This window comes from Rivularia sp. PCC 7116, from assembly GCF_000316665.1.
GTDB lineage: Bacteria > Cyanobacteriota > Cyanobacteriia > Cyanobacteriales > Nostocaceae > Rivularia.
This window is the reverse complement of the sequence record NC_019678.1, coordinates 4091563-4109686: the sequence shown is the minus strand read 5'-3', so window position 1 is coordinate 4109686 and position 18124 is coordinate 4091563. Positions and strand designations below refer to the sequence as shown.

17 protein-coding genes are annotated in these 18124 nt (G+C 37.1%); 7 read left to right on the top strand and 10 right to left on the bottom strand.

The features are described from left to right. Positions 1–549: 549 nt before the first annotated feature. Positions 550–1173 (bottom strand): NUDIX hydrolase, encoded by a 624-nt coding sequence (locus RIV7116_RS16030; RefSeq protein WP_015119343.1) that lies wholly within the window; start codon positions 1171–1173, stop codon positions 550–552. A gap of 338 nt (positions 1174–1511) precedes the next feature. Beyond that, positions 1512–2717, bottom strand: a complete 1206-nt coding sequence (pgk, locus tag RIV7116_RS16025) for a phosphoglycerate kinase (protein WP_015119342.1) — start codon at positions 2715–2717, stop codon at positions 1512–1514. 88 nt (positions 2718–2805) lie between these two features. Here pgk and RIV7116_RS16020 point away from each other — a divergent pair, with 88 nt between their 5' ends. Then, the gene (locus tag RIV7116_RS16020) at positions 2806–3216 is read left to right on the top strand and encodes a universal stress protein (protein ID WP_015119341.1); all 411 of its coding nucleotides are present in this window, start codon (positions 2806–2808) and stop codon (positions 3214–3216) included. 107 nt (positions 3217–3323) lie between these two features. Here RIV7116_RS16020 and RIV7116_RS16015 read toward each other — a convergent pair whose 3' ends face one another. Further along, positions 3324–3734 (bottom strand): DUF1622 domain-containing protein, encoded by a 411-nt coding sequence (locus tag RIV7116_RS16015; RefSeq protein ID WP_015119340.1) that lies wholly within the window; start codon positions 3732–3734, stop codon positions 3324–3326. Positions 3735–3969: 235 nt separating this feature from the next. Continuing rightward, positions 3970–5157 (bottom strand): radical SAM family heme chaperone HemW, encoded by a 1188-nt coding sequence (hemW, locus tag RIV7116_RS16010; RefSeq protein ID WP_015119339.1) that lies wholly within the window; start codon positions 5155–5157, stop codon positions 3970–3972. Positions 5158–5410: 253 nt separating this feature from the next. Between hemW and RIV7116_RS16005 the strand changes: the two genes are divergently transcribed. The 3 genes from RIV7116_RS16005 to RIV7116_RS15995 all read left to right on the top strand — a co-directional run bounded on the left by RIV7116_RS16005 (position 5411) and on the right by RIV7116_RS15995 (position 7364). After that, a complete protein-coding gene (locus tag RIV7116_RS16005; RefSeq protein ID WP_044290984.1) occupies positions 5411–6487 on the top strand; it encodes a PIN/TRAM domain-containing protein in 1077 nt (358 codons plus the stop codon). A 221-nt stretch (positions 6488–6708) separates the two neighbouring features. After that, a complete protein-coding gene (locus tag RIV7116_RS16000) occupies positions 6709–6891 on the top strand; it encodes a hypothetical protein (RefSeq protein ID WP_015119337.1) in 183 nt (60 codons plus the stop codon). A 62-nt stretch (positions 6892–6953) separates the two neighbouring features. Beyond that, positions 6954–7364: a nuclease A inhibitor family protein gene (locus tag RIV7116_RS15995; protein ID WP_015119336.1), complete on the top strand. Its 411-nt coding sequence runs from the start codon at positions 6954–6956 to the stop codon at positions 7362–7364. 56 nt (positions 7365–7420) lie between these two features. Here RIV7116_RS15995 and RIV7116_RS15990 read toward each other — a convergent pair whose 3' ends face one another. From RIV7116_RS15990 to RIV7116_RS15975, 4 genes are all read right to left on the bottom strand, one after another. Further along, positions 7421–8218 (bottom strand): DNA/RNA non-specific endonuclease, encoded by a 798-nt coding sequence (locus RIV7116_RS15990; RefSeq protein WP_015119335.1) that lies wholly within the window; start codon positions 8216–8218, stop codon positions 7421–7423. Positions 8219–8321: 103 nt separating this feature from the next. Then, on the bottom strand, positions 8322–8600 hold the full coding sequence (locus RIV7116_RS15985) for a hypothetical protein (RefSeq protein WP_232435806.1): 279 nt from the start codon (positions 8598–8600) through the stop codon (positions 8322–8324). A gap of 841 nt (positions 8601–9441) precedes the next feature. Further along, positions 9442–9828 (bottom strand): VOC family protein, encoded by a 387-nt coding sequence (locus tag RIV7116_RS15980; RefSeq protein ID WP_015119333.1) that lies wholly within the window; start codon positions 9826–9828, stop codon positions 9442–9444. Positions 9829–9942: 114 nt separating this feature from the next. Beyond that, positions 9943–11190 (bottom strand): VWA domain-containing protein, encoded by a 1248-nt coding sequence (locus RIV7116_RS15975; protein ID WP_015119332.1) that lies wholly within the window; start codon positions 11188–11190, stop codon positions 9943–9945. 318 nt (positions 11191–11508) lie between these two features. On the opposite strand from RIV7116_RS15975, the gene RIV7116_RS15970 reads away from it, so the two are divergent. The 3 genes from RIV7116_RS15970 to RIV7116_RS15960 all read left to right on the top strand — a co-directional run bounded on the left by RIV7116_RS15970 (position 11509) and on the right by RIV7116_RS15960 (position 14035). Beyond that, entirely contained in the window at positions 11509–12174 is a 666-nt protein-coding gene (locus tag RIV7116_RS15970) for an ATP-dependent Clp protease proteolytic subunit (protein WP_015119331.1), read from the top strand. 290 nt (positions 12175–12464) lie between these two features. Next, positions 12465–13061 (top strand): ATP-dependent Clp protease proteolytic subunit, encoded by a 597-nt coding sequence (locus RIV7116_RS15965; RefSeq protein ID WP_015119330.1) that lies wholly within the window; start codon positions 12465–12467, stop codon positions 13059–13061. A 317-nt stretch (positions 13062–13378) separates the two neighbouring features. Beyond that, complete coding sequence (locus RIV7116_RS15960) at positions 13379–14035, top strand: J domain-containing protein (RefSeq protein WP_015119329.1); 657 nt, start codon at positions 13379–13381, stop codon at positions 14033–14035. A 92-nt stretch (positions 14036–14127) separates the two neighbouring features. Here RIV7116_RS15960 and RIV7116_RS15955 read toward each other — a convergent pair whose 3' ends face one another. Both RIV7116_RS15955 and RIV7116_RS15950 read right to left on the bottom strand, forming a co-directional pair. Then, positions 14128–16881, bottom strand: coding sequence for a carboxypeptidase-like regulatory domain-containing protein (locus tag RIV7116_RS15955; RefSeq protein ID WP_015119328.1), 2754 nt, complete (start codon positions 16879–16881; stop codon positions 14128–14130). A gap of 311 nt (positions 16882–17192) precedes the next feature. Further along, complete coding sequence (locus RIV7116_RS15950; protein WP_015119327.1) at positions 17193–18068, bottom strand: hypothetical protein; 876 nt, start codon at positions 18066–18068, stop codon at positions 17193–17195. Positions 18069–18124: the final 56 nt, after the last annotated feature.

Below are 18124 nucleotides of genomic sequence, written 5' to 3'. Positions count from 1 at the left end.
ATAATTAATTCATTATGACTCTAGGGATAACTACCTTTAGACAACTAAGATTATATTTTGACTGCCATACTAACCAAGCCATAGCAAAAGTTAGCACTCTTAAATAATCAAGAACGCTAAGTTGTTTTTATGGATTTTGAGTTAATTTATAACCCGTATACAAATATCTCAGGCTTCTATGCTTAGCTTATCTATCAAAAGTAATAGTTCATCCAATTTATATTACTTTTGATAGAGTATATTTATTGAATTATATATAGAGATAAAGAATTTTTCTCTGAAAGTAGATTAATCAAGGTCTGCTGCTAAATCTGGATTGCGATAATGTTTAAACAGCCAGGTAATTTGATTCGGTAAGATACGCCCTAACGACAATTGCGGAATATTATCTTCCGCGAAAAAACCTACATCTTCTGTTTCGATGCTTGTGGAAGCTGAACCTCCGACAAGTTGGCATTGAAAGAATAGCTATTTTGAGCAGTAGCTTGAATTTTTTGCGCCTATTCTAGCCATTTTGGCTACATTAGTTAATTTGCTCTATGAAGACAATCAATCAAAATCCGTCGGTAAATCTGGGTTGCGATAATGCTCAAATAATCGAGTAATTTGTGATGTTGTTACCCTGTTAATAGATAGTGGCGGAATATTATCTTCAGCAAAAAATCCTACTTCTTCGGTTTCAATACTGGTTGTTGCTTTTCCACCAATAATTTCACACTGAAAACACAACTTATATAAACCGTAGGGAAAAGGTGTATGTCCGTGCTTGTTATTGTTATTGTCGTAAACAGACAATAATTTAATCGGTTTAGTTTGATATCCCGATTCTTCAAAAGTTTCTCTAACTGCCACTTCTCCCGGAGATTCTCCAACTTCTGTAAATCCACCCGGTAAAGACCAAAATCCATCAGAACGTTGTTTCACCAACAATATTTTATTTTCTTGAAATACCGCACTGCTTACAGCAACTTTAGGTGTGGGATACCCAATTTCTTTAACTAATAAATCTAATATTTCGCTTTGGTCAATTTGAGTATGAGTTGAGATAATTTCCGATGCAATATTACGTAATAATTTATAATCTTCGATTTGATACGGATTTTTGTTATAAAGTAGACCTTTTTGAGCAATAGCTTGAATTTTTTGCGCCCACTCTAACCATTTTGGCTGCATTGATTTTTATAATTATTCATAATCACGGGCGGGCAAAGATGCCACGTTTATCCGAAGGATGTGACTAAGTTGGGAGCAAGAACATCTTCCCCCAAACTGAGCCACTCCACAAGATTTTTTGTTAGTAAAGAGTTAGAAACTACAGTTAATAGTTAATTAAAAACTAACTACTAACCACTAACCACTAACAACTAAACAGGACTTACGCAAGCATCACACAACTCGGGTGGTGCCGTACACTGATTGCTTTATTATTCCCTTAACAATTAATCTGTGTACAAGCACCCTACAGCATAAATGTGCCAGTTGCGTAAGTCCTACTAAAAACTAAAAACTAATTAAGCATCATTCAATGCTGCAATACCAGGTAAAGTCTTACCTTCAAGTAGTTCTAAGCTAGCACCACCACCAGTAGAAATATGGCTCATTTGCTCGGCTAAACCAACTTTTTCTACGGCTGCAACGGAGTCACCACCACCGATAATGGTAGTAGCACCTTTCTTGCTCAAATCGGCTAAAGTACGAGCAATTGCTTCGGTACCAACAGCAAATTTATCGAATTCAAATACACCCATAGGACCGTTCCAAATTACTGATTTACAGTCGCCAAGAGCTTCTTGGAACGTTTTAACGGCATCGGGGCCAATATCTAAACCCATCCAACCATCGGGAATATTTTCGATGCTGACAGTTTGAGAATTAGCATCAGCAGCAAAGTTATCGGCTACAACTACATCGGTAGGTAACAATAGCTCTACACCTTTTTCTTTAGCTTTAGCTTCCAAAGTCTTTGCTAATTCTAATTTGTCTTCTTCTACCAAAGACTTACCAACATTCAAACCACGGGCTTTGTAGAATGTGAAAATCATTCCACCACCGATTATTAATTTGTCGCACTTGTCAAGTAAAGTTTCAATTACACCGATTTTGCTGGAAACTTTAGAACCACCAATGATTGCAGCTAAAGGACGCTGGGGATTTTCGATAGCATTTTGTAAATACTGTAATTCCTTCTCAATTAAATATCCAGCAATAGAAGGACTCAAATAGCGAGTTACACCTTCGGTGGAAGCATGAGCGCGGTGTGCAGTACCAAAAGCATCATTTACGTATAAATCGGCATTAGAAGCTAATTTTTTCGCAAATTCGGGGTCATTTTTTTCTTCTTCACTATAGAAGCGCACGTTTTCTAATAACAGCACGTCTCCATTTTGCAGTGCCCCGACTTTATTGGTAACTTCATCACCAATACAGTCGTCACATTTTGCAACATCTTTACCCAGCAACTCAGAAAGACGTTTAGCAACTGGAGTTAAACGTAGTTTATCTTTAACTTCGCCCTTTGGTCTTCCGAAATGACTGGTTAAAATTACTTTGGCTTCTTTGCTAATTAAGTCTTGAATTGTGGGTAAAGCTGCTCTAATGCGGGTGTCGTCTGTAATGTTACCTGCATCATCCAAAGGTACGTTAAAATCAGCCCGCACTAAAGCGCGTTTACCTTGTAAGTCGGTTTTAGACAAATTTGCTAAAGTTTTTTTCGCCATAATCAAGCTCTCCCGATCGCCTTTTTGTTATTGTTTTGAAGTAGAACTATCAAGATTTTACAGAGTTTCGGTGTCACAGGGGAATCCGATGTTCAAAACAATTCTTTTTCCAGTAGATCAAAGTCGAGAAGCACGGGAGGCTGCGGAGGTTGTGGCTGGGTTAGTACAGATTCATCAAAGCAGCTTGATCTTGCTGAGCGTGGTGGAAGAATCTGATGTGTCAGAATCAAAAGATGATGATGCGATGAAATCGCCACAAAAGGTTGAAAAATTACTTCAAGATGGTCAAGCTTTTTTTTCTAGTCAGGGAATAGAAGCGTCGATTCTTGAAAAGGAAGGTAAACCTGCTTTCGTAATTTGTGATGTGGCTGATGAAATTAAAGCCAGTTTAATAGTTATGGGCTGTCGTGGATTGGGATTAACCGATGAAGGTTCTCACGATAGCGTTACTAACCGGGTAATTAATCTTTCTCCCTGTCCGGTGCTGATTATACCGTAGGTAAGTTAGGAGTTAGGAATTAAGAGTTAGGAGTAGCTAGTAGCTAGTAGCGAGTAAATAATTAATTTCTCCCCATTTCCTATCTCTATTCCCTTATTTAAAAAAAATTAGATTTTATCTTTCACGTTCTCAATAAAAGATTTATCGTTTAATTTTTGATAATTCTCTGATGCTAATGAACTATCTCTTCTTACGGGTTTGTGTATATTTTGTAGTAGTAAGTAATTTAAAACTGTGCGAATCACAATAATTACAGCTAACCTTCCTATATCTTCCCAGCTAGGAGTTATGGTAGTTCTGAGAATACTTCCTCCAACTAGAAAGTTTAATCCTAAAGAAAACGAGTAACCCATTTGTAACCGGCTTTCTTGGAACATTTTAGCTGAGTTTGAAAAAGATAAGGCATTTCGTAAAAATATAATTAAACCTTTGATTAGCCCTATAGAAATTACGAACAGGGCTAATAGTTGACAGGTACTGATTGCTATATCGATGAGATTTTTGACAAAGGGTTCCATTATTTTTTAGTTGTAGATTCTGACATAGATTTTGGATTTTGAATTTAACTTTTTAAGTATATTAAAGTATAATAATTACCTATTATTTATTTACGGCGCTAGGTGATTAAATTAGGAGATTAACAAAGGCTGAAACCTATAATTCGTAAACATCCAGACCTTTGACCTTTAACCCTTTACCTTGGCGTAGGGCTATACTCATAATATTTACAATAAACCAGTTTTTTAAAATAGGTTAAAGTTTTTCAAATAATTCTGCTAACACTACGTTAGAAAATAAAAATCCATCGGGATCGTGTAATTGCAACCTTCCATTAATAACTTGTACCCAACCTTTATCGAAATAAGGTTGCAATACCTGATACACTTCCTCAATTTTATCCGCGCCAAATTTTTCTGTTAATATTTGCAAACTTACACCTTCTGCCAAACGCAAACCTAACATTAAGGTTTCTAACAAAGCTTCATGGGAAGTAGTAAGTTCGCAATCAACTATACTTCCATCATTTACCCAAGCATAATATTCTTTGGTTTTGCGAGGACGGCTAAATCGTTTTCCTTGATAGAAACTTGCCGCTCCCATGCCAAAACCGTAATAAGGATTGTTTTGCCAGTAAACTCGATTATGACGGCATTGATATCCCGGTTTGGCATAGTTAGAAATTTCATAATGTTCGTAACCTGCCTCACTGAGGATTTCTTGCGCCATCCGGTACATTTTCACCGTTGTTTCATCCGTTGGTAAAGGGCGATCGCCTGGTTTGTAATAACGTCCAAAAGCAGTACCGGCTTCGATTGTGAGGTCATATATAGATATGTGAGCGGGGGCAATGTTGATTGCTTGCTCTAAGGATTCTTGCCATATTGATTCGGTTTGATAGGGTAAACCAGAAATTAAATCTATACTAAAGTTGGCGATCCCAGCTTGATGAATCAAATCGACAGCAGCAAAAATGTCTGAAACGTTGTGATAACGTCCGCAAGCTTGCAATAATTTTTCTTGGAAAGCCTGCACTCCTAAGCTAATACGATTTACACCTGCATCTGTATATCCTTGCAAATGGTAAGAGTCAAAAGTACCGGGATCTATTTCCATCGAAATTTCTGCAAATTTGTCAATACCAAATTTCCCATTTAAAACTTCTAATATTCTTTGTAATTGTTGTGTCGAAAGTAATGAAGGAGTACCACCACCAAAAAAAATTGTTTCTAAAGATTTGCTATCGACTTCTAGAGTGACAATTTCTTGACATAAAACTTCAACATATTGAGAAATAGCACCAGATTGTTCACCTCTGATTGTGTTTCCTACCACATATATGGGAAAATCACAATAAAAGCAGCGTCGCCGACAGAAAGGAATGTGTATGTAGGCTGCACTAGGAAGGCTGGAAGTGATTGAATTAGCAAGATTATTGGGCATTATGAGAGACAATTTAATTTAAATTACAAATGAATTAGAAATAGTAAAAATTAATGAGAAATATACATTTTTGTATGGTTTTACAACAATATAAGCAGAATAAAAAAGCTGGGAATATTTGGTTATAATAATTGCAGATGCTTTACCTTCAGCCTGTAGGTTAACTGCAAATATTTTTAAGATTTTTAACCCGATTACATACAAAATTACTTGATTACATCAGGTAATGCAGTTGCAGGAAAACAACACAATCATGTTTGACGCTATTATAATTTTCTCATTCGTCCTAGCAGCAACGGGGATAGGTTACTACGCAACCGATTTGCTACCTGAAGGTACGCTAAATAATGTAAGCAATCTAGATGCCTTGCGCTTAGTGTTTGCTGCTTTTACAGCTATTATCGGTGGCGCGATCGGGCTGCGAGTCCAAACCGGATATCGCCGTTTAGAAGCGCAAGTCCGAGACATGCCCCTCGAAGTTATTCTCACACGTTCAATTGGTTTAGTAATTGGATTGTTGGTAGCTAATTTAATGTTAGCGCCCTTATTCTTACTACCGATCCCCGAAGATTTTAGCTTCATCAAGCCATTAGTCGCCGTTATGGGCAGTATCACTCTGGCATATACTGGCATGAATTTAGCGGATACTCACGGACGGGGTTTGTTACGATTAATTAACCCGAACACGGTAGAGACAATGGTAGCCGAAGGGACACTTAAGCCCGCGACTACCAAAGTTTTAGATACCAGCTGCATCATCGATGGTCGTATTGAAACGCTGCTAGATACTGGCTTTTTAGAAGGACAAATAATTGTACCGCAATTTATTCTGCTAGAGTTGCAGCAAGTCGCTGATGCTAGCAAAGATCAAAAGCGAGTCAGGGGAAGGCGAGGATTAGAGATTCTTAACCGAATTAAGAAATCTTATTCCGAACGCATTGTGATCAACTCCCTTGATTATGAAGAGATTGCGACGGTAGATGCTAAATTAGTCAGATTTGCTCAGGAAATCAGCGCCACTCTATTAACTAACGATTACAATTTATCGAAAGTTGCTAGCGTGCAGAAAGTGCCAGTATTGAATGTTAACGATTTGGTAAATGCAGTGCGTCCGAATTATTTACCAGGGGATAACATAGACTTGAAAATCCTCAAAGAAGGTAAAGAACCCAGCCAAGGTATCGGCTATTTAGATGACGGTACGATGGTAGTCGTTGAAGAAGGAAGTCATTTTGTTGGTGGTGAAGTACGAGTTATTGTTACCAGTTCATTGCAGACTTCAGCCGGTAGAATGATTTTTGCAAAACCCCAAGCTTCTGCTTTTGCATGAATATTTGAAGATTGTTTCAATATTTTCGTTTTCATCTATAGATCGATGTGGTTTAACCGCATCGATTCTTTTTTATTTAAAATCTATCTAAAGTGCAAAAAGAATGGTTCAGCTGAAAGTAAAACACTAAGCGCTTCATCTAGGAAAAAACCACCTACTATATTGAAAATAGTGTAAAACAGTAGGTCAAAATTTTCTAAAAATCTAGTAAGGATGAATCAATGGCGCGTCAGTCACGTAATAAATTTTGCTCTCTATGCAATCAAGCTGGAGCAATTTTGTACCGAGTAAAATACCTTGAAGATGGCGATTGGGTTTTTGTATGTCCCCAATGTTGGCAACAAATTAGTCAAAACAACCCATTTTATGTTTATGGTGGAACTTGGAAAGCCAAAAAAAAGTAATTTTAATTAGTTAAAAGTTATAACTTTGAGCTTTGGACTTTAACCTTTAACCTGATTAAATCATGAACAGTAACGAATTTGATATTCCCAAAAAAATTAAGTCGCTTTCTCAAGATTTAGTCTGGATGAGCGAATCTGACTATCCTTTTGACACTTTTACATGGTCAAATCAAGAATTAGAAGAAGTAAACACCAAAAATTTGCTCCAAAAAACTAACCATTCTCTGGATGCTCCTGTCAAAGTTATAGATATGGAAAAGTTTTTTCAACGAGCAACAGCCGAAAAAGACTGGTACGACTCCGAAGAAAGGGAAATTGCTAAAAAATACCAAGCCCTTGTAGAAACATTAAAGCAAAATTTAGACAATATCCAAGTCTATAAAATTGGTGACGTTGAAATTGATGTTTATATTGTCGGGCAGTTAAAAACCGGGGATTGGCTTGGTTTGTCAACAAAAGCTGTAGAAACTTAACGATTAGTTGTTAGTTGTTAGTTGTTATTTATCAATGCCCAATTCCCAATTACCAATTACCTTCTATCAACTTTACTTTCAATTACTTGCTGAATAGATTCGGGTAATTGAGTCAAAAAGTTGTAACCTGTTTTGGCTTCTATCTCATCCACTGAGACTACATATCTTTCCCAATTATCGCTGGTATTTTGACGATTAGTTACATTCACAGCAATAACTCTTGTATTTTTAGATATTTCTCCTATACCTGCTCCCGGTTTATCTAAAACTACAATCACCTTCCAGGTATACGAAGGTGCGATAACTTCTTTTTTCCTACCAATTCTTCTGGAGTTACCGTCAACACCGGCAATAATATAAAGTTCTTTTCCTTGCTTGACTAAATACCGACAATATTCTTCTAAATCTCGCCATGCACCGCGATTATTGTCGGGAGTTTGCGGCACAATATTGGTCATTAAGAAAGTTGCAGAATTATCCTTTACGCTGGATGTTCTGTCAGCAGAAGGAACCATATGTCCCCTGTCGTAACCGCTACGAGTATAATCGCTTGGCTTGACGCGATACCAATCCGGCGGTAGAGAATCATCGGGACGAAAATCGTCTTGACGTTCAATATCCCCCAGCCAACTTCGATTAAGCTGCCAAGATACCCAATTTGGAGTACCTCGTTCGCGACTGTATGATAAAGCGTATTGAGGTTTTATTATCAAATAGTTATTGGGATTACTTCCTGCATTACTAGGATTTCCCATTACTAAATGAGGGCTGACTGGTTGCTTTAAAAGAAGTTGACAGCCAGCAATCAAGGCAAACAGGAATAGAGGAATAACAAAAACTAATTTTCGTTTCACAATGGTTTTTAGAAGTTTCCGTTTAGAAGTATTCCATTCCGAGGCTGCTTTTGAAAAGGGGGAATATCACAAGATGATTGAAATCTAGCACTTCCCAACTGTTTTATTCATTATTCATCACAGCCAGATGAACCAGCATCAACTGTTTTTCGTCTTCAAGAGTTTTTAGTAAAGGACTTTTAATCGCTTTTTTTGCTATCTGTATCTGAATTTCTAGCGGTAAATTCTCAAAATCTATTTCTTGCTTGCGATGGCTATCTTTTTCAGGACAATGCCATTCATACTTGACCATGAAATTGCCATACAATGACCACTTACTTAAGCTTCCGTATTTGAGATGAGTTAAGTCTTTAGTGCAAGTTACGATAAGTTGTGATTGCATTTCTACAGAAAAGTTCATAGATTTAAAATCAATTGAAAATAAATATTATACTTCGTTTTTTGAAAATGAGAATTCTAAAGGTGACTGTTTATGATGTTGTCATATTAATGTGGCAATATAGTGACTTTTTGACAATGAGAGAAAAAAGATGCTTGTAATAAGCCAATAATATAATCAACTAGAATTTTCTATCAAATATTGATAAAGCTCTATAAAACATGTTGCCTTTTATCTGATTTTATTATTAAAAAAATAGATTTTTGTCTAAATTTAATAATTTCTTTTACAGGAGGAATTTGTAGGTAAAGTAAAAAATCTCCTATTTAATAGATATTCATATTGCCATAGATTTTGATGTCTCACAACCATAGCAAATACACATAGGCAAGTGTCAATTTATTTATCAAAACTTTTTAGAAGCCCTATTATCAACAATGACAACTTTAATCACTATTGCGTACATAAGCTGTTTTACACTATTTTTTTATATTTGACTTTTATTAACAAGATTATTTGCTATTAAGTAATAAGTAATATTTCGATCGTAAATTATGATTTAAATAGCAATTGTGTAAAATACAATGGTATCGGCATCTTTATTTTCCCTACTCTCTCCTATAGATTGGAATACTTATAGTAAGTTCTGAGATTATAAACATATTTTATTGTATTCAATAAAAATTATGATTGTACTCATCCAAAAGTCTGATTAATATTTGTTAATATTTGCGGTGAAAAAGTATATACGTTTAATTATTTAAATTATTTATTTTCCAAATAATTTAAGTAATATTTATCTAAATCAAAATCAAACTAGCGAAAGCATTTACTGAGATTAAAATTAATTTTCGTAAATTTCTAGCGGTAAATCATCAGGATCTTTGAAAAATGTAAATCGCTTATCAGTAATTTCATCAATTCTAATATCTTCGACTTCTACACCTTTGGATTTTAAGTAGCGGACACTTTTCTCAACGTTGTCTACTTCAAAAGAAAGGTGTCTCAAACCACAAGCTTCTGGATTACTAACTCTTTGCGGTGGTTGGGGAAAGGAAAACAACTCAATTTGGTCATTTTCTCCCACTCGTAAATCTAACTTGTAAGAGTTTCTCGCATCGCGAAAGGTTTCTTTAATTATGGAAAAACCTAAAATTTCCGTATAGAACTTTTTGGAAACTTCGTAATTTGAGCAAATAATAGCTACATGATGGATTCTGCTGACTTTCATTTTGGGCTAAGAGTTAGGAGGAAAATTATAGAGTGATGGAGTGATGGAGTGATGAAGCGATGGAATAAAAGTTATCTCCTCATCTCATCATCTCCTTGTCTCCCCATCTCGCCATTACGAATCTTGTAATGTTGTTTTAGAAACGATTCTAGTTTTCTTTTTATCAGCTTCTGAAAGTTCTTCTCCAGATTGCAAGCGAGTTGCAGAAGTTTGTAAAACGGTTGCAGCACCGCTGTCTCCCATTTGCAAAGCTGTTTTCGCTGCGGTTTGCAACATCGTAGCAGCACCTGCTCTATCTCCTTGTTGCAGTTTGGCTTCTGCAAGTTGGGTTTGCCGATATTTTGCGAGTGCTAAAACATGAGGCTGAACTTGTGGATTAGAGAAAGGTTGATATGTTCCAACTGCGTTGATTTCTATAGGTATAGTATCGGAAAGCAATCCCGTCATATTGCTGACTGGATCGTCGTAACGTACTTGTATTTGAGCTACTGTATGATTACCTTCTGGGAATTGTCCTAAATAAATATTTGCCAAAACCGTTCTTTTGCTATCCTTCATTAAATCACCCAAACGCACCGCAAAACGTCCGTCTGCTTCTTGCTGTACTGGCAATTCAATAGTATCTGGGTATACCTGAGCTACAGGTTTAAGTTCAGCTAACCGAACCTTTGGCATTAATGAAAATAGTAAATAGGCATTTGTCAAACCAACAGTTTGAATGCGGCTAAATAATTGACTAAATTTATTTTCAGCTTCCTCTGGCTGTGCTATATGCGACAAACTACCACCGCCAGCATCTGCGATTTGTTCGAGAACATCTTGGTTCCAATTGTCGCCAAATCCCAGAGAATTTAAAGTTAAACTGTAATCTATAGCTAATTGAGCAAATTTTAGACAGCGATTGTTATCACCATGTTCGTTTTCACCATCAGTCAATAAAAAAGCCTGAGAAATAGCTTCTTTCTTACCCTTAGCTAATTCCTCAATACCCAAACGCAAACCTTCATCAATAGAAGTACCGCCATCAGCACTGAGACGATTAATCTGCTGTTTTATACCTTCTCTATCTTCTATTTCCTGGTTGGGAACGAGTACCTTGGCTCGGTGATCGAAAACTACAATACTGAGGCGATCGCCATTTTTGAGTCTGTCAACAATGCGGTTTGCAGCTTTTTTAACAGTTTCTAGCGGACGACCGTTCATGGAACCGCTATGGTCTAAAATCAAGCATAAATTAAGGGGAACGCTGCGGTCTAAATTTTCAACCTTAGCAGTTAAAGAAACTGCTAACTGGCGTTGAGAGCTTGATTGATTTACATCCAGATTGCTATCATTGAGTTCGGGCAATAAGCTTACTTTCATACTAGTTGCGGTTCCTTGCACGGACTATACATTATATATAAATAACTCCAGAAGGCAGCCAGCTCGCTACGGAAAACTCCTGGTGCAGTTCAATATATTAAATGATATTCATAATTTCACTTGCTAGATAATAAAATTGTTCGGAAGAAATAATTTTAGAGAAGGAAGATGGGGTGATGGGGAAAAAGATAAGACAACTAACTACTAACTACTAACTACTAAATTTGTAAAAAGAGAGAAATCCACACCTCCATAGTCTTTATCCACGCGCTAGTATGTACTACAGTTAATAGCGTTAATTCAGGCAACGGTTGGAAAATGGAACATTCACCCATCAAGGCTATGCAAGCGCCTTACACGGGCGACAATTTTTATCGCACGCCACCCCCAGATTTACCTTCTTTATTGCTGAAGGAACGTATCGTATATCTGGGAGCGCCACTGGTGCCAGAAGTTACTAAATTAATTATTGCCGAATTGCTTTATTTGCAGTCGGAAGACCCAGACAAGCCAATAAAAATTTATATTAACTCTGTTGGTACAAGTTTCGGCGACCAGCCTATTGCTTTTGAAACAGAAGCTTTTGCTATATACGATACTATGAGGTACATTAAGCCTCCCATTCATACTATTTGTATCGGTCAGGCAATGGGTATGGCAGCAATGTTACTTAGTGCCGGAACAAAAGGTTGTAGAGCCGCTTTACCCCATGCTTCAATTGTTCTCAAGCAGCCTATTAGCGGTACTAGAGGACAAGCCACCGATATTCAAATCATGGCGAAAGAAGTCTTTGTTAACAAAGAAGCAATGGTTGAAATCTTTGCTCGGAACACCGGACAAGATAAAGCAAAAGTTAAAAAAGATATGGATCGCTTATTCTACATAACACCAGACCAAGCAGTAGAATATGGCTTAATTGACCGAGTTTTTGAAAGCAAAGCCCAATTAGACTCCGAATCTGCTGCGCCAGCAGGAGTTTTATAAACAAGCACGTAGATATTTTATTCTGGATGAAATTAAAAATTAAATTTAATTAAATTAATTTAAATTAAATTTGATTTAATCTTTCATCCTACAAGCAGTTTATAGCTGCAATTATTTAGAGTTTATGCTTTCGCCGAGGCAGAGTAAGTTTATTGTGGTAGCCCTTTCAAAGAAAATACCTATGGTTAGGAAATTATTTGCAATGGCTATACACGATGATTATTCTCAGCGCAGAATAACTTCTAAATTTTGATTTTCATTTTCCATTAATTACAAACGGAGTCGGAAATATGCCAATAGGCTATCCTAGCGTTCCTTATAAACTACCAGGGGAACAATATACTCAGTGGGTTAATATTTATACTCGCCTCGCCCGCGATCGCATCATATTCTTGGGTGATGAGGTAAACGACCAGATAGCCAACGAAATCATTGCTATCATGTTATACCTTGATTCCGAAGACCCAGGCAAAGATATTTTTCTGTACATAAATTCACCAGGTGGTGTTGTAACATCTGGTTTAGCAATTTACGATACCATGCAGCATATCAAGTCTGACGTGGTAACAATATGTCTGGGTTTAGCAGCTTCAATGGGTTCATTCCTATTAGGTGGTGGAACCAAAGGTAAGCGATTAGCATTACCTCATTCGCGGATTATGATTCACCAACCTTCCGGTGGAACTCGCGGACAAGCAACCGACATCGAAATCGAAGCTAAAGAAATCTTACGAATTCGGCATCAATTAAACGGTATTTACGCTAACAATACTGGTCAATCACTCGAAAAAATCGAAAAAGACATGGATCGCGACTTCTTCATGTCAGCAGAACAAGCCAAAGAGTATGGCTTGATTGACAAAGTAATTGAAGAGCGACCAGTTTAGGTTTGATTGGTAATGGGTAATGGTGAATCCACCCCCTGCGGAGGTTCTCTCCGTTGAGGGGAGTGGTGAACCCGAAGGGGTAATAGGTTGAAAATCTTACCAATTACCAATTCTCAATTACCAATTACCATTTATTGTAAACTTGTACCTGGTGAACTTTAAATTTAAAATTTAGTCTTTATCATTAATGGCTTCAGCAATTAGCTGGAAATGTAATATAATCAGTCACTTACTTTAATGCTTTAATAATTTTAAAAATTAGAATTTTAAAAATTAAGTAAGCTGATAGCTGTTAAAAGTGCTTCTGATAGCTCGAAATGGATCTTCTAGATTGCTACCGTTTACTAGGTTTAAGGTCGGGAGCTTCTTTTCCCGATATCAAATCGTCTTATCGCCGACTCGCACAGCAATATCATCCCGATATTAATCCGGATGATGACAGAGCCAAGGAAAAGTTTATTGCTGTAACTGAGGCATATAAGTTGCTGTTGCAAGTTATACCGCCTCCTGAAAATAATTCTCATAAGAAAGCATCGCAAGCTGTCGAAACGCCGCCAAAAGAACCGAAGCGGGCTAAAGAAAAATGGCAGCAAAAAACCCGTGAGGTACAAAGACAAGCATCACCGCAAAAACCAAAGCAGCAGCCCACACAGCCAAAGCCTCCTCATGTAGCTGAAATTGAACAACGTCTGAAGTGGAAGACTTACGAACAGCTACAGCAGTTTTTGAAACAGAGACGCTTTCCTCAAGCGATCGCCTTAGCAGAGGCTTTAGTCGAACGTTTACCCCATGATGCTGAAGTCCGACAATGGTTAGCCATATCGTATCAGCTTTGGGGACGAGCCTTAATAGCTGAAAAACAGTTGCTTAAAGCAAGAATTTTTCTTAAAAAGGCTTTGAAAACAGATCCTAAAAATAAATCTTTGATTAATGAGGTGCAGCGCGATTTTAAGAAGTTGGAGCAGGTTTTTTAATAATTAGGCATTGGGCATTGGGAATTGGGCATTGGGAATTCGTAAATCATTTTTCCCATCTCTTATCTTCCTATCTTCTCCCTCTTCCCCCTCTAAATCCTCAACTCAACTTCCTGCATAGTTTCCGATTTCTCATCAATCAAAATCTCTCCCGGTTTTGCACTTTTTTCGTTAACAAGTAACTTATAATTCCCCTGCTGCAAGTTTTCTAAGAAGAAAATTCCCGCACCATTTGTTACCGACATCGTTTTCTTAACTTTACCTTTTTTATCGGTAACTACCGCTTCCACTCTTGCACCACCAACGGGTTTACCTTCTGCATTAATAACTGTTCCGGCGACGGTGTAGGATGGAATAAATGGTACGAGTAGTTGAGTAAAACCTCCAGCTGCAACTTCTACTGCATAAGCTGTTTGTGTTGGTTTCCAATCGATGGGATAACCTGCGGGATCTAAATCTAAGCGATAGTTATCGGGAGCAGTTCTAATTAGTACTCCGTTGTTGTTAGTATCTGGGCGGAAACGTTTGATGGATTTATTATTTAAACTTAAAAGTAAATCTAAATCTTCAGTGTAAATTTTTTCTTTTTTATCTAATTTACCGTTACCGTTTTTATCTAAGAAAGGTTGAATTAATAATCCTCCCTCACCTCGTAAACGTTCGTAGCGGTTGTCTCCTAAAGCTAGCTTGGGTTGAATGTAGAAGCTGGGAGATAATTCAATGCGGAAACTATTTCTATCTGAAGTTGTGGAAATTCCCTGATATCGAGCGCGTAAATCCATACCCGGTATTACACCAGTGGAAGCTGAAGCGATGATGCCGCTACCTTGGGAACCTATACCGTAACCTAAATCAAAATCGAATAAACTGCGTCCGTATCTATTGCGAGATTTGGAGCGAAATTTCCAGTTTAAGGAAGCAAGGTTATTTTCTTTAGAAGTTTCGTAATTAAGATTTAAAGAGTTTCCAGTTGAGGAACTTTTAGAAAAATTGTAGCTGAGTTGGGAATTGGTGTTAATTTCGTTTCCGTAATTTCTTAGCTGTAGCTTTCCCAAACGGGAACTAAGATTCCAGCGGAAGTTATTGTTAGTATCAATATCTGCACTTACAGAAGTAAAGAAATTTCTGCTGCTACGAGAATAGCTAAAACCAGCAGCTAAAGTATTTTCGCGAGTATTACCGCTAGCACGGAAGTTGATACCTTTAAAAGCACGGTAGTTTGCGCGGAATCTTTGAGAAAGCTTGTCGCTATTAAAGTTTAAATCAAAATCGTTGGATGGACGAAAGCGGATATCGGCATTATATTCCAAACCTTCATCGGTTCCCAGCAATCCCGAAAAAGCAACTTCTAAGGGAAAGTTAGCGGGTTGATAGAATAATTCTCCCAAACCCAACATTGATTTATCGTAAATAACCCCCGTACCCAAAGTTAAATCTTCTGTCACACCAAGACGATAAGCAACGCCACCGCGAAAACTATTAAAATTACCAAGCAAAGAACTTTGAGTATTTTCTCGATTTAAACCGCTAGAAACAATTAAAGCCGATGTACCTTTAGTTAATTGACCTGGTAAACTAGCAAAAATAGCATCGCGTATCTCTGGTGTTGCGGTTAATTGTCCGTCGGGATAAAGACGCACGCGATAATTATTACTTCCACCAATTCCACTTCCTCCCGTGGATATATTTTCAAAACGGTAAATACCAGAAGAATCAACCAAGATTTCTGCAATAACATTATCGCCAAAACCTTGGGTTAACTGTACCAAAGTTCCCGGTGCAGCTTCCCCACTGATAGTGCGTTGAATTTTACTGCTTTGCATTCTTTGAGATGGGCTAAAACCACCTCCTACAGCATTTGATGGATTATAGCCAAATCTTTGCACTGTAGTGAAACCCCAAAATTGTCCTCCTTGACTTCTCCAAAATGTCGGTTGGGAACCAACTACATAATCAGAAGTTGGAGTTTGACGTAAATATTGCGCTTCATTGATATTCCAGTTTTTTCTGTCAGTTAAACTTGGCTGATTTGTGCGGATATACCAGCTACCACCAAACATTGTACCGATAGCAGTTAAATTTCCTCGGGTATTTGTATTGTTTCCCGTAGCAAAAACATTAATACTTTGTCCGACAGTAGAAAAGCTGAATCCAGGGGAATTAACTTGAGGTAAACCGTCTAAAATTACCGGAATTTCTGCTTGACGATTACCTTTCTTCTTTCTTAAACCCAACCAAGGAGGATTAAATACAATAGCGTATTTTACAATATCAAATTCCGTCGGTACTCCCAGAATATTTTTGATATCCGCGACAGATATAACTAAACCTAATTCAGCATCTGTTTTTAAATCATTGGGATTTATCCGCTTAACTAAACCCGGTGAACGTAATTCTAATTGTCCGTCATCTAAAGTGGTTTTAGTAATTTTTAAAGCCGAAATTACATCATCAAAAGGAAGCAGCCAGCTATCGAAATTAACCGCTTTGCTTCCGTCTTCAAAACCGCGAATTAAAATTGATTCGTTGACGTTGCGTCTACCTATATTTAAACCTACAGGGATAATAGTAAATACGTTTTTGGTTGATTTAATTTGGTTGGCAATGGTATTTTTGGAATTATTCAGCTTTTGTCGTAATGACAAAGACGAATTACTCTTATTTTCTTCCTCTATTAACGAAATAGTCTGGGGTGTTGAATCTTTTTTTAGTGAATAAGGAAAGTAACAATTTGGATTTGTTTTTTTATCATTTGATTTTTCGTTTTTAGTATATATATAATGTATACAGGGCTGTATTTCGATTATTTCGACGTTGTGTTTAATCGGAATATCTGGATACATCATATCTATAAATATCTTTTAAAAATTGAATAACTGAGAAAAAAGAGTACGCAAGATTGCCCGAAAATTAAGTTCCGGGCTAGTAGCTCAAATCCATATAAATCGCTTGATTAAATCTCTTTAATAAACCCAATTTTCTTCCCCTCTCCTTGACAAGGAGAGGGGTGCCGAACTTTGTAGGGTGCGTTACGACGTTTCGTCTAACGCACCAAAAATATGGAAATGCTGCAGAACGGTTAATTGTTAATTGAGTATATGAATTAAGCAGATAATGGTGCGTTACGCTCCGCGATAACACACCCTACCAATAACCTTTAATTACCCTTCAACAACTTCTTCAACCGACTTTCCAACGAAGCTTTTTGATTATCCGTCACATCTGTTGCCGTAACTTTATCCGAAACATTCACATCAACATTAAAAGGTAAACTCTTATCCTTATCTCCTTCTCTCCAAGTTAATTTACCTGTTAATTTATAGTTACCCGCAGCGATTTCTTTTTCTTTAGCAGATAAATCAATTTGAATATTTCTTTCACCTTCAGCTATTACCGTATAAGCATTTTCTCTACCATTTGCTACATTTCCTGATGAATTTTGTAAATTCCATTTAATCTTAGGACGAGCGGTTGCATTGCCACTATTTTTAACTTGAAGACTAACTTTTTTAGTTTCGGGATTGTAACTAGCGCTTTCTAATTTTAAATTTGGAGAAGCATCACCATTCCGGACATAAAAAGTTACACCCATACGAGGTGTTACACCTATAGTTTGATTGCCACTAGTCGTTTTTATTTCTTCTAAATCTTCGGTAAAAATAATTGCTCGATATTCCCCTTTTGCAGAACTCGGGAGCAACCGAGAAATTGCTCTAATCTGGCGGGTTTGTCCCGGTTCTAATACTAATTCGCGAGGAGAGAAAGTTAAATAAGGACTTAAATCTTGGGGACTAGATTCTAATTCTTCAAATCCATTTTGATTATAAGTAAAAGGTGCAGTATATACGCGAGCGCGAAATGTTTCGTTACTAGTATTCGTGATATTAATTACCCCTTGTGCTTTTCCTTGTCTGACTTCTTTTTCAATCACCAAAGGAGTAATTTTTATTTGAGCTTGCACAATTTCAGGAAAAATGCACAATGCTGATACTGTGCCAGTCACAGCACATAGAAACTTCTGAAGATTATTCATTATTTTAATTTCAGTATTATTTTGTAGGGAAGATTTAAATATTTAAAATAACAATC